Annotated in this window: 10 protein-coding genes; 7 read left to right on the top strand and 3 right to left on the bottom strand. The window is 74.0% G+C overall.

Annotation, left to right across the window (positions count from 1 at the left end):
• Positions 1-10: 10 nt before the first annotated feature.
• The 3 genes from ABD330_RS11350 to ABD330_RS11340 all read right to left on the bottom strand — a co-directional run bounded on the left by ABD330_RS11350 (position 11) and on the right by ABD330_RS11340 (position 4197).
• Positions 11-1288 (bottom strand): hypothetical protein, encoded by a 1278-nt coding sequence (locus tag ABD330_RS11350; RefSeq protein WP_344463611.1) that lies wholly within the window; start codon positions 1286-1288, stop codon positions 11-13.
• A gap of 557 nt (positions 1289-1845) precedes the next feature.
• Positions 1846-2964 carry a phosphoserine transaminase gene (serC, locus tag ABD330_RS11345; RefSeq protein WP_344463609.1) on the bottom strand — a complete coding sequence of 373 codons (1119 nt, stop codon included), beginning with the start codon at positions 2962-2964 and terminating at the stop codon, positions 1846-1848.
• Between the two features lie 132 nt (positions 2965-3096).
• Positions 3097-4197 carry a citrate synthase 2 gene (locus tag ABD330_RS11340; RefSeq protein WP_344463607.1) on the bottom strand — a complete coding sequence of 367 codons (1101 nt, stop codon included), beginning with the start codon at positions 4195-4197 and terminating at the stop codon, positions 3097-3099.
• Positions 4198-4507: 310 nt separating this feature from the next.
• Here ABD330_RS11340 and pdxH point away from each other — a divergent pair, with 310 nt between their 5' ends.
• From pdxH to ABD330_RS11305, 7 genes are all read left to right on the top strand, one after another.
• Positions 4508-5254, top strand: coding sequence for a pyridoxamine 5'-phosphate oxidase (gene pdxH / locus ABD330_RS11335; protein WP_425555500.1), 747 nt, complete (start codon positions 4508-4510; stop codon positions 5252-5254).
• A gap of 83 nt (positions 5255-5337) precedes the next feature.
• Positions 5338-5817, top strand: a complete 480-nt coding sequence (locus ABD330_RS11330) for a CU044_2847 family protein (RefSeq protein ID WP_344463605.1) — start codon at positions 5338-5340, stop codon at positions 5815-5817.
• Positions 5818-5858: 41 nt separating this feature from the next.
• Complete coding sequence (locus ABD330_RS11325; protein WP_344463603.1) at positions 5859-7946, top strand: VMAP-C domain-containing protein; 2088 nt, start codon at positions 5859-5861, stop codon at positions 7944-7946.
• Positions 7947-8013: 67 nt separating this feature from the next.
• Entirely contained in the window at positions 8014-8982 is a 969-nt protein-coding gene (locus ABD330_RS11320; protein WP_344463601.1) for an AAA family ATPase, read from the top strand.
• A complete protein-coding gene (locus ABD330_RS11315) occupies positions 8979-11645 on the top strand; it encodes an SAV_2336 N-terminal domain-related protein (protein ID WP_344463599.1) in 2667 nt (888 codons plus the stop codon). The genes ABD330_RS11320 and ABD330_RS11315 overlap by 4 nt, the downstream gene beginning before the upstream one ends.
• A gap of 542 nt (positions 11646-12187) precedes the next feature.
• On the top strand, positions 12188-12373 hold the full coding sequence (gene fxsA, locus ABD330_RS11310; RefSeq protein WP_344463597.1) for an FxSxx-COOH cyclophane-containing RiPP peptide: 186 nt from the start codon (positions 12188-12190) through the stop codon (positions 12371-12373).
• A gap of 65 nt (positions 12374-12438) precedes the next feature.
• Positions 12439-14850, top strand: coding sequence for an FxsB family cyclophane-forming radical SAM/SPASM peptide maturase (locus ABD330_RS11305; protein ID WP_344463595.1), 2412 nt, complete (start codon positions 12439-12441; stop codon positions 14848-14850).
• Positions 14851-14867 lie beyond the last annotated feature (17 nt).

The following is a 14867-nucleotide window of genomic DNA, read 5'->3' as shown; positions in this document are numbered from 1 at the left end:
GGTGGCAGGCCTAGTAGGTGTAGTAGCCCTGGACGTCGGCGATCAGGTCGACGCTGCCGGAGTGGTTGTAGAGGTTGACGTAGCCGTCCTGGCTCACCGGGACGATCGCCATCGCGGCGGTGTTGCGGCCCGCAGTGAAGTTGAGGTTGGACGTGCCGGGGCGCGGCGAGCCGTCGGCGGCGTACGCGGTGACGTAGCTGCCCTCGCTCGCGTTGGTCGCGGTCAGGTTGAGCACGACGGCGCCGAGCTTGTCCGGGGCGGGCGCGCCCGGCAGGTCGGAGACCTTGACCCGGATTGCCTGGTCGGCGCCGACCCGTGTGGCCGGGGCACCGTTGCCGGAGCGGGTGTCCAGCACCCGGGTGGGTGCGGCGGGCAGGAAGAGCCCCGACGCGCCGGGGCTGCCGGCGTCCCGGTGGTGCTCGAAGGCGCCGACGTAGTCCATCACCAGGTCGGTGCTGCCGCTGTGGTTGTACAGCGCCAGACCCTTCTTGTCGACATCGACGAAGGCCAGGTTGGTGACCGACTGGCCGGCCGCGAAGTTGAGGTCCGAGGTGTTGGGGAGGTAGTTCAGGGTGGCCGCGTACGCGGTGACGAAGCTCGGCGCGCTGGCGTTGGTGGCGGTGAGCTGCAGCACCAGGTCGGTGTCGGTGGTGTCCGGGTTGAGCGCGCCGGAGACGTCGGCGACGATCTGCTCGCCGGGGCCGACCTTGCCGGGCAGGCCGCCGGTGTCGGTGCGGGTGTCCAGCAGGCGGGTGGGCTCGCCCGGGATGTAGGTCGAGCCGGTCAGCGTGCCGTTCTCGCCGACGCCGGTGTAGAAGCCCTGGATGTCGGCGACCAGGTCGGTGGTGCCGGCGTGGTTGTACACGTCGACGTAGCCGTCCTTGCTGACCTGGACGGTCGCCCGGTTGGTGGTGACACCCGGGCCGGGGGCGACGTTGACGTTCGACACGGTCGGGCGCTCGCCGCCGGTCGGGTACGCGGACACGAAGGTGCCGGCGGTCGGGTCGACCACGGTCAGGTTGAGGACCACGGCGGTCGGGATCGTGCCGTTGGAGAGCCCGAGCTTCTTCGCTATGTCGAGCCGCACCACGCTGCCCGGTCCGGACGGTCCGGTGGCCCCGTTGCCGACCCGGGTGTCCAGCACCCGGTAGTTGGAGACGGAGAAGTAGGTGCTCGCGCGGCTGACCGAGGATGCGGCGGGCGCGGCGGCGGCCAGCGGGGCAGCGGGCAGGACGGCTGCGGTGGCGACGGCCAGCGCGATCAGCCCGTGCGTGCGAGAGATGCGCACAGTTTCTCCTGAATGTGAAGATCTGGTTGACCTGGCCGATCATCATATCCAGGGCGATTTGGGGGCCTGATGGCGCCCCGACCTGCTGGGGCAACGAAAATCCCCGGAGTGCCGTGAGGGTGGGATCGTCCCGGCTGGTCCGCTTTTCGGCCTTGAAGGTAAAGAGATCCTCTTGTGATCGGACCCCGGCCCGGATCCGGGGCCGTGGGCCGCACCGGCGGGCGGGAGGGTGGGAGGGCATGACGAGGCGCGACAGGTCAGCGGGTAGTCTCGGTGAACGTGGACCCCAAGACTCGCATGCGCATTGTCACCGGCGCTCTGGTGCTACTGCTGGCCGTTGTGATCATCAGCTCGGTGCTCGGCAAGTAGGGGCACGCTCCGCTGGGCCACCGGACTGCTCGGGGCACCCCCCGGGGCGCGGGGAACTGCGCGAAACGGGAGTGACGGTGGGGTGCCTTCCGCCCTCGCGCAGTTCCTCGCGCCCCTGGGTAGTGCAGAAAGCGTAGGGCCGCCGTCCCCGGGTGGGGGCGGCGGCCCGTACGGTTGTGGTGCCGGGGTCAGAGTGCGGCGACCACGTGGTCGATGCATGCGGTGAGGGCCTCGACGTCGGCCGGGTCGATGGCCGGGAACATCGCGACGCGGAGCTGGTTGCGGCCGAGCTTGCGGTAGGGCTCGGTGTCCACGATGCCGTTGGCACGCAGTGCCTTGGCGATCGCGGCGGCGTCGATCGACTCGTCGAAGTCGATGGTGCCGACGACCTGCGAGCGCTCGGCCGGGTCGGCGACGAACGGCTGCGCGTACGAGGACTTCTCGGCCCAGCCGTACAGGCGCGAGGAGGAGTCCGCGGTGCGGGCGACGGCCCAGTCGAGACCGCCGTTGCCGTTCAGCCACTCCAGCTGGTCGGCGAGCAGGAAGAGGGTGGAGAGCGCCGGGGTGTTGTACGTCTGGTCCTTCGACGAGTTGTCGATGGCCGTCGGCAGGTCGAAGAACGGCGGGATGTACCGGCCGGAGGCGGCGATCTCGGCGGCACGCTCCAGGGCGGCCGGGGAGAAGGACGCGAGCCAGAGGCCGCCCTCGGAGGCGAAGGACTTCTGCGGGGCGAAGTAGTAGACGTCCGTCTCGGTGATGTCGACCGGCAGGCCGCCGGCGCCCGAGGTGGCGTCGACCAGGACGAGCGAGCCGGCGTCCGCGCCCTCGGGGCGGCGGATCGGCATCGCGACACCGGTCGAGGTCTCGTTGTGGGTGAGGGCGTAGACGTCCACGCCCGCCTCGGCGACCGGCAGCGGGTGGGTGCCCGGCGCGGTCTTGATCACCGTGGGCTCGGCCAGCCAGGGGGCGGCCTGCACGGAGGAGGCGAACTTGGAGGAGAACTCGCCGAAGTTCAGGTGCTGGGACTTCTCCCGCACCAGCCCGAAGGCGGCGATGTCCCAGAACGCGGTGGAGCCGCCGTTCCCGAGGACGACCTCGTACCCCTCGGGGAGCGAGAAGAGGCTGCTCACGCCCTCACGGACGCGCTTGACCAGGTTCTTGACCGGCGCCTGGCGGTGGGACGTACCCAGCAGCGAGGTACCGGTGGCGGCGAGGGCACTGAGGGCCTCCGGGCGCACCTTGGACGGGCCGCAGCCGAAACGGCCGTCTGCGGGCTTGATGTCAGCGGGGATCTGGATCTGGGCCACGCGCGCAGCCTACTGCGAGGTAAACCGGTGCCGATACGGTGGTCCGCCCGCTGAGATGCGGATCTCACAGGTCCGGGCGGGTCCGGGTCAGTACCCGGACTCGCCCGAACGAGTGACGGCAGGTCAGTCGATTCAGTGGGCGATCGACTCGTAGCCCTCGATCTCACGCGGGCTGCGCGGACCGGGGCCGATGTAGCGCGCGGCCGGGCGGACCAGCCGGCCGGTGCGCTTCTGCTCCAGGATGTGCGCGGACCAGCCGGCCGTCCGGGCGCAGGTGAACATCGAGGTGAACATGTGCGCGGGGACCTCGGCGAAGTCCAGCATGATCGCGGCCCAGAACTCCACGTTGGTCGCCAGCACGCGGTCGGGGCGGCGGTTGTGCAGCTCCTCCAGCGCGGCCTTCTCCAGCGCCTCGGCGATCTCGTAGCGCGGCGCGCCGAGCTCCTTGGCGGTGCGGCGCAGCACGCGGGCGCGCGGGTCCTCGGCGCGGTAGACGCGGTGGCCGAAGCCCATCAGGCGCTCGCCCTTGTCGAGGGCGTTCTTCACCCACTTGGCGGCGTCGCCGGTGCGCTCGATCTCCTCGATCATGCCGAGCACGCGGGACGGGGCGCCACCGTGCAGCGGGCCCGACATCGCGCCGACCGCGCCGGAGAGCGCGGCCGCCACGTCGGCGCCGGTGGAGGCGATGACGCGGGCGGTGAAGGTGGAGGCGTTCATGCCGTGCTCGGCCGCCGACGTCCAGTAGGCGTCGATCGCCTTGATGTGCTTCGGGTCCGGGTCGCCGCGCCAGCGGATCATGAAGCGCTCGACGACCGTCTCGGCCTTGTCGATCTCACGCTGCGGCACCATCGGCAGGCCCTGGCCGCGCGCGGACTGCGCGACGAAGGAGAGCGCCATGACGGCGGCCCGGGCGAGCTCGTCGCGGGCCTGCTCGGCGGAGGTGTCGAGCAGCGGCTTCAGGCCCCAGACCGGCGCGAGCATGGCGAGCGCGGACTGCACGTCCACCCGGATGTCGCCGGAGTGGACCGGGATCGGGAACGGCTCGGCGGCGGGCAGGCCCGGGTTGAACTTCCCGTCCACCAGCAGGCCCCAGACGTGCCCGAACGAGACGTGGCCGACCAGTTCGTCGATGTCGACGCCGCGGTAGCGGAGGGCGCCGCCTTCACGATCGGGCTCGGCGATCTCGCTCTCGAACGCGACGACTCCCTCTAGCCCGGGTACGAAATCGGACATCAGACGGCTCCTTCAGTGATCCGATACGACGGGCGGCCATGGTGGGGCCGCTCCGGCGATTGACCGTTGGTGGTTGGCACTCGGTGCCAGAATCGCAGGCACGGAGTGCATTGCGCCATACACCACCACGGTGATGTTTCTCCGGATGCGTCCCGGAGGCCCGCTCGTACCGCTCCTGGCGTCCGACGACGGTGGCGGACTAACCGGAGAGAACCGGAGGATTCCGGACAATCTCTCGTACGGCGGGCGGTGAAGCGGTGGCGAGACACCTTATCTCCCACCCGGGTTTGCCCGGACGTAGCGGTACCCGATGCTTGTCGTACGGGATGATGTTGGCGTGCCTACCGCGGACCGACACCCGACACCCCAGCCCGTGCCCGCCGAGGACCGGCCCGTGCCCGCCGAGGAGCGGACCGGCCCGGACCCGAGCGTGATGCGCAGGCACTACCAGCACGACGGCCTGGTCGAGGCCCGGCTCGCGGCCGAGCCGCTCGCCCAGTTCGACCGGTGGTTCCACGAGGCCGAGCAGGCCGGCGTGGTCGAGCCGAACGCGATGGTGCTCTCCACCGCCGACGCCGACGGCCGGCCCAGCTCGCGCACGGTGCTGCTCAAGGGCTACGACCGGCGCGGTTTCGTCTTCTTCACCAACTACGGTTCCCGCAAGGGTGCCGAACTGTCCGTCAATCCGCAGGCCGCGCTGCTCTTCCCGTGGATCGCGCTCGGCCGCCAGGTGCAGGTCACCGGCCGGGTCGAGAAGGTCGGCCGGGACGAGACGGCGGCGTACTTCCGGACCAGGCCGCACGGCTCGCAGCTGGGCGCCTGGGCGAGCGAGCAGTCCAGCCCGGTGAGCGACCGCGAGGTGCTGGAGCAGCGCTACGCCGACCTGGCCCGCCGCTACCCGGAGGGGGAAGGGGTCCCGGTGCCGCCGTTCTGGGGCGGGTACCGGGTGGTGCCGGAGACGGTGGAGTTCTGGCAGGGCCGGGCGAACCGGCTGCACGACCGGCTGCGGTACGTGACCGAGGGCGGCGGCTGGCGGGTGGAGCGGCTCTGCCCCTGAGGAATGATCAACTCCGTTTGTGCCGAGTGACGTTGTGCTGATTTCCCGTTTCGGGTGCGGTTGCCGCGTGGCAGAGTGTCGGCATGACGCGGTACACCGAAGTGACGCTGGGGGACGGTAGCTCGGTGCTGCTGGAGCTCTCCGACCTGCGGCCGGACGGGGCGGAGCCCCCCGAGGGGGCGGACCTCCCGGATCCGCCCGATCTCCCCGGCGGGGCCGACCTTCCCGGCGGGGCGGACCTCCCCGACGGGGCCGGGGACACGGTGGCCGTCGGCCGGGGGCGGGACGCGCTGCGGAGCACCGGAGCGGCGCTCCAGGAGGCGCTCCGCCCGCTCGGGGCGGTGCTCGACCTGGTGCACGGCGCCGTCGGCTCCGCCGTCCACCCGCCGGAGGAGGTCTCGGTGGAGTTCGGCGTGAAGCTCTCCCACGACCTCCGGCTCGGCATCGTCTCCGGCGGCGGCGAGGCCGCCCTCACCGTCCGCGCGACCTGGCACACCGGCGTGCGGCCCGCGCCGCGCACGCCGCCGTCACCCGATGGGGCGACGGACCCGGCGGTGGTTTGACGATCACTGTGACGGGGGGAGCAGTGGTGCGTTTACCGACGGTGAGAAGTGATCCGGACGCGCTGGTCAAGGCCGCGCACGTTGCCCTCTACCGGTCCGGCGAAACCCGTGCGTACGGTGGCGGGCTGCTCGTCGACGGTGGCCTGGTGCTGACCTGCGCGCACGTGGTCAACCTGGCGCTGGGCCGGCCGCGCTTCGCCCAGCAGCCGCCGCCGGCCCGCGACGGGGCGGTGGACGGCCTGCTGGTGGCGCTGCCGGGCGGCCCGGCGGCCGGCCGGTTCCGGGTGGCGGTCGAGGAGTGGCTGCCGGGCTGCCGCGAGGACGGGGCCACCGCACGGGACCGGCCGGAGCCCCCGGAGCCCGCCCAGGACGGCGACCACGAGTGGTCCGGCGATCTCGCGCTGCTCCGCCTGCTCGACGCCCTGCCGCCGGGCCGGGCCGGTGCGCCGCTCGGCCACTACCGTCCCGGGCCGTCGGCCTTCGCCTGGTACGGCAGCGGCAACGCCAGCACGGTGGCCGCCGTGGTCGTCCAGGCCGAGACCGACCGCTGGCTGGTCCTGGACACCCCCGGCTCCGCACAGCCCCTGGTGGAGGGGTACAGCGGCACGCCGCTCTGGGACCGCGAGCAGCAGCGGGTGGTCGGGCTGGTGGTGAGCCGGCGGCGGCAGCGCGCCTTCGCCATCCCCACCCGGGTCGTCACCGCTCACTTCCCGCGGCTCCGCCCGTCGTTCACCGCGCCGGACCTCGACGCGGCGGGCCCCGGGCTCGCCGACCCCGGCCACGTCGCCGTCTGGCGGCAGCTCATCGACCCCGTCCGCCGCACCCTGCCAGGGCCGGCCGACCGGGCCGACTGCGCCCGGGAGCTGGCCGCGGCGCTGGGCGTGCCCCCGCCCGCGCCCGGTGAACCGCCCGCCCCGGAATGGTTCCTGCTCACCGCGCTGGCGGAGCCGCACGGCGTCGCCACCCTGATGGCGGCGCTCGCCGCCCGCGCGCCCTCGCGGGAGGAGCGGCACGCCCTCCAGGTGCAGGCCGTGTACGCCGCGCCCGAGCAGCTGCTGACCGCCGCCGAGCACGGTGAGCTGCTGCACCTGCTCACGGGTGTGCTCCCGAGGCCCCGGGAGGTCGCCGCCCGCGCGCTCCCGCTGGGCCCCGGGCTGGAGGACGTCGGCTGGCCGGCGGCGGTACGGATCCTGGAGGGCTACCGGCCGCGCTTCGGCAAGGTCCCGAGCCTGCTGCGGGTGGTCGAGTTCGCCGCTCAGGAGGCCCCCGACCCGGCCGGTCTGCGGGAGTGGAACGACGCGGTGGCCGAGCGGCTGGAGCTGACCGCCGGGCTGGCCGAGCACCGTACCCAGGCCGGGGAGGCGGCCCGCGCGCGCAGGGCGCTGGACGAGGCCGAACCACCCGTGGTGCAGATCCAGTTGTGGCGTTCGGGCAGCACCGACACCTTCGGCTTCGCGCTGCGCTCCCTCGCCCCGGACGGCGCCGTGCGCCACCGGATCTGCCGCGACGCGCCGGGCGGCCGGGCGGCGCTGCTGGACGTGCTCGCCGAAGTGCTGGCGCAGGTCGGCAGGGAGAGCGAGCCCGGCACGGTGCCGAGGGTGGAGTGCTTCGTCCAGAAGGACGAGCTGGACCTCGACGTGGATCAGTGGGTCTACCGGCCCGACGAGCTCTTCCCGAGTGTGCTGGGCCAGGACTTCCTGACGGTCCTGCGCTGCCCCGAGCTGCGGCGGCCGGAGTACTGGCCCGAACTCAGGTACCGCTGGCAGGCCCGCCACACCGCCGTCGTCCTGCCCCAGGAGCGCCGCGATCCGGCCGTGCAGGAGCGCGGCCGGGCCGCGCCGGTCTGCGGGGTGGCGCTCTGCGGCCCGCCGTCGGAGACCGGGGTGCTGCGCGCGATCGCGATCGCCGTGGGCGTGCCGGGGGTGGTCTGGCCACGGTCCGCCGTCGGCCCGGGCGCGGGCGCGCTGCTGCGCGAGCTGACCTCCGGGGTGACCGCGGCGGGCCTGCCGCGGGCGGTCTACGAGGCGCGGATAAGAGCCGAGGAGGACGGCGTCGGCAGGCATCTGGCACTCGTCTGGGACGGCCCGGAACGGATACCGGAGGCCCTTCCGCTCAGCGACCCGCTCTGAACCCCGGCCGGCCCGGCACATCCGACCGGCCCGGCAGCCCGACCGACCCAACAGGAGGATCCCGCAGATGACCACCGGTTCAGGTGAGTGGCGGCTCTACCGCGCCGACCGGGTGCCGCGCCCCCGGGCCATGCCGCCCGCCCCGCCCTGGCGCCGCTTCCCGGCCGACGACGTCCAGCGGCACGCCCTCAACTACCACCTCAGCGAGGCCGAGGCGGACATCGTCAACGCCGCGCTGCACCTGCGCCGGCCGCTCCTGGTCACCGGACCACCGGGCACCGGGAAGTCCTCGCTGGCGGCCTCCGTCGCGTACGAGCTGGGGCTCGGCGAGGTGCTCCGCTGGCCCGTCAACAGCCGGACGGCCCTCGCCGACGGCCTCTACCGCTACGACGCGGTCGGCCGCCTGCGCGACGCCGGACGGACCGGCCGGGCCGGTGACGACGAGTCGGACATCGGCAGCTACCTCCGCCTCGGCCCGCTCGGCACCGCCCTGGCGACCGGCGAGCCGGGGAAGCCGCGCGTGCTGCTGGTGGACGAGCTGGACAAGGGGGACGCGGACCTGCCCAACGACCTCCTGGTGGTCTTCGAGGAGGGCGAGTTCGAGATCCCGGAGCTCGCCCGGCTGGGGGAGCGGCACGCCGAGGTCCCGGTCCTGGTGGCGGGCGCCCGGGAGCGGCACACCGTGCGGCACGGCCGGGTCGGCTGCCGGGAGTTCCCGGTCATCGTGCTGACCAGCAACGGCGAACGCGACTTCCCGCCGGCCTTCCTGCGCCGCTGCGTCCGGCTGGACCTGAAGCAGCCGACCCAGGAGCAGCTGGAGGAGATCGTCCGGGCGCATCTGGGGGAGCCCGGGCTGGCCGCCGCCGAGGAGCTGATCGCGGCCTTCCTGGACCGCCGGGACTCCGGCGGCGCCGTACTGGCCACCGACCAGCTGCTGAACGCCGTGCACCTGCGGATCAACGGCGTCGAACTGGACCACGAGGGCCTGGTCGCCGCCGTGCTGCGCACCCTCGACGACACCGGACCGCAGGCGTGACCGAGCAGTCCCCGGTCGCCCGCCTGCACCAGGTGCTCGCCGGGGCCGGGATCGCCCTCGCCCCGGAGCAGCTCGCCGAGGTGCTCTGGCTGGCCGCCCGGGTCCCCCCGCGCGGGCTCTCGGGGGCCCCGCGACCGACGGCCGAGGCCCCCGGGCCGCCGCCCGTCCCCGGCCCGCTGCCGCCGCCCCCGGGCGACCCCTCGTACGGCGCGCCCCGGCCCGCCCCGCAGGGCACCGACCTGTACGCGGCCGCCGGCACCGCCGTGCCGGGCACGGCCGCGCTGCCCGTCCTGGTGCGGGCGGAGCGGGCGATCCCGGCACCGCGCGCGCTCGGCCGGGCGCTGCGTCCGCTCCGCCGCCCCCGGCCCGTACCGCGCGGGGACGAGGTGGACGAGAGCGCCACCGCCGACCTGGTGGCCGAGACCGGGGTCTTCGATCTGGTGCTGCGCCCGCGCCGGGAAGCCTGGCTGGACGTCACCCTGGTGGTCGACGACGGCCTGTCCATGCAGATCTGGCGCGAGCTGGCGGTCGAACTGGAGGCCCTGCTGTTCCGGGCCGGAGTCTTCCGCAGGGTGCGCAGCCTCGGCCTGGACACCCGCCACCCGGACGGGCCCAGGCTGCTCGCCCGCCCGTTCGCGCCGGGGCGGTCTGCGCTGCCGCCCGGGTCAGTCGGCCCGGCCGACGGGCGCGGCGTCGTCCTGGTGCTGTCGGACGCGGTGGGTGCCGGCTGGCGGGACGGGCTGATGGACCCGCTGCTGGCGGGCTGGGCCCGGCACCGCGCCACCGCCGTGCTGCAACCGCTGCCCCAGCGGATGTGGCCCGGCACCGGCCTGCGGGCCGAGACCATGCTGCTGCGCGCGGGCCGCGCGGGCGCCGCCAACGGCGCCTACCGGGTGACCCATCCGCTGCTGCCGCCCGAACTCGCGCCGTTCGACGGGCTGCCGGTACCGGTCCTGGAGTTCAGCCCCGCGGCGGTCTCGTCCTGGGCCGCACTGGTGGCCCGGGGCAGTGCGGCGACCATGCCGGTCGTCCAGGTCGTGGGCACGCCGGGCACACCGGTCACGGCGCCCGGCCCGGCCCGCGCCGGCGCCCCGGCGGACATGCGCTCCCGGCTGACGCTGTTCCGCTCCGCGGCCTCGCCCGAGGCGTACCGGCTGGCCGGCCACCTGGCCGCGGTACGGCCCCTGACGCTGCCGGTGATGCGGCTGGTCCAACGGGCCGTCCTGGGCGGGCGCGGCAACCCGGCGAACCTGGCCGAAGTCCTGCTGGGCGGACTGCTGCGCCGCGCGCCGGAGCCGGTGCCGGGCGCCGCCGCGCACCCCGTCCGGTACGACTTCCGGCCGGGGCTGCGCGAACTGCTGCTCGACTCGCTGCCGGCCCGCGAGGTGCTCGCCACCGCCTCGCTCGTCACCGGCCTGCTGGCGACCGCCACCGGGACCGGGCAGTACCTGCCGGCGCTGCGCGCGGACACCGGCGGCCGGGCCGCCCTGCCGCCGGGGGCGGCGGCCTTCGCGGCCGCACCGCTGCTCCGGCACTTCGGCCCGGCCGGCCGCCTCCCGGGCGGCCCGGCGGACACCGGACAGCTGATCGCGGACATCCCCTTCGGGGCGCTGGCCGGGCGGGACGAGGAGCTGTCCGGGCTCGTCGGGCGGATGTCCTGGCGGGCCGCCGTCGAGCGCGGCGAGCTGGTCCTGGAGCAGTTGCTGACCGACCTGGGCCCCGGCGACCCGGCGGTGCTGGGCGGACGCTTCGACCTGGCGGAGTGGATCGGGCACGCCGGGGCCCCGCAGACCGCGCTGCGGCTCTGCCGGGAGCTGCGTGCCGATCTCACCGAGCGGCTGGGGGAGGAGCACGGCCGCCTGCTCGCGCTGCGGGCCGCGATCGGGTACTGGACGGGCGGCTCGGGCGACCCGGCCGCAGCCGTCCTCGCGTACCGCGAACTGCTGCCCGAGCAGGAGCGGTTGCTGGGGCCCGACCATCCGGACTGCCTGCGGACCAGGCATCAGATCTGCTTCTGGACCGGCATGGGGAGCAGCCCTCCCGCGGCTGTGCTGGAGCTCTACCGCGAACTGCTCCCCGTCCAGCTGCGGGTGCTCGGCGACGAGGACCCGGAGACGCTCCGGACCAGGGTCAACATCGCCTCCTGGACCGGCAGGTCGGGGCAGGAGGCCGAGTCCCTGGAGCTCTGGCAGGCCCTGCGCCCGGACATCCGGCGGGTGCTCGGCCCCGATGACCTGCTCGCCCTGGTGGTCGAGGCGGAGGTCGGCCACTGGACGGCCGCCCTCGGGGACCCGGCTGCCGCACTCCGGCTGATCCCGCCCGTCCTGCCGCGGATCACCGAGCTGCTCGGGCCGCAGCACTCGACCCCGTACGCCTTCCGCCGCCGGATCGCCCACTGGACGGGCGAGGTCGGCGATGTCGCCGGAGCGGTCGACCTGCTGGCCGACCTGCTCGCGGATGCGGGCCGGGCGCTGACACCGGAGGACCCCGTCTCGCTCGGCATCCGGGCCGAGTACGCGTACTGGACCGCCCGGGCCGGCGATCCGGCGGCCGGGGAGGGCCTGCTCCGCGACCTGCTGCCCGAACTGGACGGCATCCTGGGGCCCGGCCACCCGGACACCGAGTGGGTTCGGGCGGCGATCGAGCAGTTCGACCGGCCATGACCCCGAGCACGGTCATGATCCCAAGCGTGGAGTGGAGGACATCATGGCGCCCATCGAACACACTGCCGACTCCGAGCGGCAGTTGACGGAAGGTCAGTCGTCACCCGATCGGGTTTCGCTCGTGAAGCTCGCGGTCCTGGGAGCTGACGGACTCGTGGCGGGACTCCATCGGGCGGTGCCCGAGCCCGGGTCCGCCCGGGACACCGTCGCGACCTTCAATTCCGCGGTCTGACGGGGCGCGGCTGGGCCGGTCGGGCGCTCGCGCACCCGGCCATTCGGGTGGTTGTCCGCAGGGGCCGTGATCCCTGTCGCTGCACTACGGAGAAGCCGGAGGGCTGCTAGGAGGCTGATTTCTTCATGTCGGCCGGTGGGCGAACTTCCCGTGCGGAGCGACCGGGACGAGTATTCTGGCTCCGGTGTCGTGTCGCAGGCGCCTGCCGCGGTCGGTGGCCTCACACGGAGCGGCGTCGAGACGCATGCGGCAGTTCAGCCTTTGCCTTCATCGTGGTCTCCGTCGCCGACAGCAGAAGAGAGACATCGTCATGACCACTGCACTCGCCGCCCCTCCCGCGCCGCAACTGACGGACAGTCAGTTCCCAGTGGACCGGGTTTCGCTCGCCGATCTCGCTGCTCTGGGAACCGACGAACTCGCCACCCTGCTGCACCGGGCGCTGCCCGACGCGGCGCTCGGCAGGGTCGCCGTAGCGGCTTTCCAGTCCTCGATCTGACGGATCAGGACGCCAGCGAGTCCCCCGGCTTGCCCTCGGCACGTCCTTGACGACGGTTGACCAATATGACGCATCACCCGGTGCCCTTCACGCAGTTCGTCCTGAAGATGCACGCCCGCTGCGACCTCGCCTGCGACCACTGCTATGTCTACGAGCACGCGGACACCAGCTGGCGCGGGCGGCCCAGGGCCGTCAGCGACGACGTGCTGAAGAGAACTGCCGAGCGGATCGCCGAACACGCGAGCGCTCATCGGCTCCGTACCGTCCATGTCGTGCTGCACGGCGGGGAGCCGCTGCTCGCCGGCCCGGCGCTGCTGCGCCGGGCCGCCGAGGAACTCCGCCGGGCACTGCCCGACGGGTGTGCCCTCGATCTGCGGATCCACACCAACGGTGTGCTGCTGGACCAGGAGTTCTGCGAACTCTTCGACGAGCTGGACATCAAGGTCGGGCTGTCGATCGACGGTGACCGGGCCTCCAACGACCGGCACCGGCGCTACGCCGACGGACGCAGCAGCCATGCCAAGGTGCTGGCGGCCGTCGAGCGGCTCCGAAGGCCCGAGTTCCGCCATCTGTACGCCGGTCTGCTCTGCACCGTCGACGTCGAGAACGACCCCGTGGCGGTCTACGACGCACTGGTGGAGCTGGACCCGCCACGGATCGACTTCCTGCTCCCGCACGCCACCTGGGACGAGCCGCCGAAACGCCCGGCCGGGATGGGCGGCACGCCGTACGCCGACTGGCTGCGGACGGTCTACGAGCGCTGGACGGCCGCCGGCCGTCCCGTTCCCGTCCGGATGTTCGACTCGGTCCACCGGACCCTGCGCGGCCAGTCCAGCCTCACCGAGTCGCTCGGCCTGGACCCGGCCGACCTGGTCGTCATCGAGACGGACGGCAGCTTCGAGCAGGCCGACAGCCTCAAGACCGCGTACGACGGCGCACCGGCGACCGGCTTCGACGTCTTCGCGCACTCGCTCGACGAGGTGGCCGCGCACCCGGGCATGCTGGAGCGCCAGTCCGGCCTGGCCGGGCTGAGCGCCGAGTGCCGGTCCTGTCCGGTGGTGCGCTCCTGCGGCGGCGGCCTGTACGCGCACCGCTACCGCACCGGTGACGGCTTCGCCAATCCCTCGGTCTTCTGCGGGGACCTGCTGCGCTTCATCACCACCGTCCGGGACCGGACGGCGGCGCCCGTCGTCGTCCCGGCACAGCCGGACCGGGCCGAGCCGGTGCCCGCCGGCGGGCTCACCGAGGCCCAGCTCGACGAACTCGCGCGCGGCTACGGCAGCGCGGAAACGGTGCACGCGCTGGCGGCCGCCCAACTCGGCCTCACCAGGCGGCTGCTGGCAGCCGTGGGCAGCGGCGCCGATTCGGAGTCCTGGGAGCTGCTGACCTCGCTCGACCAGCACGCCCCGCAGACGCTGGACGCGGTGCTCGGACACCCGTACGTCCGGGCCTGGGCGGTGCGCTGCCTCCAGGGTGGGCCCGGGGCGGACCTCGGGACGCTCCGCGAACTCGCGGCGGCCGCCGCGATCCGCGCCCGCCGCGAGTTCGCGCTCACCGTCCCGGTGCGGGACGGCGCGGTACTGCTGCCGACGGTGGGCCGGGTGCTGGTCGGCGGGGCCGGCGAGGTGCGGCTCACGGGCGACGCCGGCGGCTTCACCGTGGGGGAGATCCGGATCGGCGCGGACTCCCGGGAGGGCGGGCCCTGGCAGCCCGTCCGGCGGGCGGCCCTGGCCGGGGCCTGGACGGTCGCCCTGGAGGACACCGACCCGCAGCGCGACAGCCACCAGTGGCCGGCCGAGGACCGCCTGCCGGAGGCCGAACTATTGCGCTGGGCCGGTGCGTTGCAGGAGGCCTGGGAGCTGATCCGGCGCGACCTGCCCGAATACGCGCAGGGCCTGCGGGCCGGCCTCTCCACCATCACACCGCTGCGGCCGGGCCCGGACGGCCGGGACGTCAGCGCCGCGGCCCGGCAGGCCTTCGGCGCGGTCGGGGTGGCCCGGCCGAGGACGGCGCCGATCCTCGCGCTGCTGCTCGTGCACGAGTTCCAGCACGTCAAGCTGGGCGCGGTGCTGGACTTCCACGACCTGTACGACCAGAGCGACGACCGCCGCTACTACGCGCCCTGGAGACCGGATCCGCGCCCGCTGGAGGCGCTGCTGCAGGGCACCTACGCACACCTGGCGGTCACCGAGTTCTGGGGCACCCGGGTGCGGGCCTACGACGGCCTCGGCGGCGAGGCGGCCGAGACCGCCCGGCTCCAGCTGGCCACCTGGCGCTCGCACACCGCCGAGGCGGTGGAGACGCTGGCCGGCTCGGGCGCGCTGACCCCGCTCGGGCAGCGCTTCACCGACGGCATGCGGGCCGCCACGGCGCCCTGGCTGGAGGTCCCGGTGGGGGCCCGGGCCGAGGCGCAGGCCCGCGCGGCGGCGGCCGAGAGACTGGCGCGCTGGGTCGCGGCCGCACCCGTGGGGCCCTGAGACGCTGTCTTCGCGAT

It is taken from the genome of Kitasatospora kazusensis (assembly GCF_039529945.1).
Lineage (GTDB): Bacteria > Actinomycetota > Actinomycetes > Streptomycetales > Streptomycetaceae > Kitasatospora > Kitasatospora kazusensis.
The sequence above is the reverse complement of the archived record's forward strand: the minus strand, read 5'-3'. Positions and strand labels throughout refer to the sequence as shown.

Coding starts and splice junctions, on each gene's coding strand:
- fxsA (WP_344463597.1), top strand. CDS start 12,188: ATGACCACTGCACTCGCCGCCCCTCCCGCGCCGCAACTGACGGACAGT.
- pdxH (WP_425555500.1), top strand. CDS start 4,508: ATGCTTGTCGTACGGGATGATGTTGGCGTGCCTACCGCGGACCGACAC.
- ABD330_RS11330 (WP_344463605.1), top strand. CDS start 5,338: ATGACGCGGTACACCGAAGTGACGCTGGGGGACGGTAGCTCGGTGCTG.
- ABD330_RS11305 (WP_344463595.1), top strand. CDS start 12,439: ATGACGCATCACCCGGTGCCCTTCACGCAGTTCGTCCTGAAGATGCAC.
- ABD330_RS11320 (WP_344463601.1), top strand. CDS start 8,014: ATGACCACCGGTTCAGGTGAGTGGCGGCTCTACCGCGCCGACCGGGTG.
- ABD330_RS11340 (WP_344463607.1), bottom strand. CDS start 4,197: ATGTCCGATTTCGTACCCGGGCTAGAGGGAGTCGTCGCGTTCGAGAGC.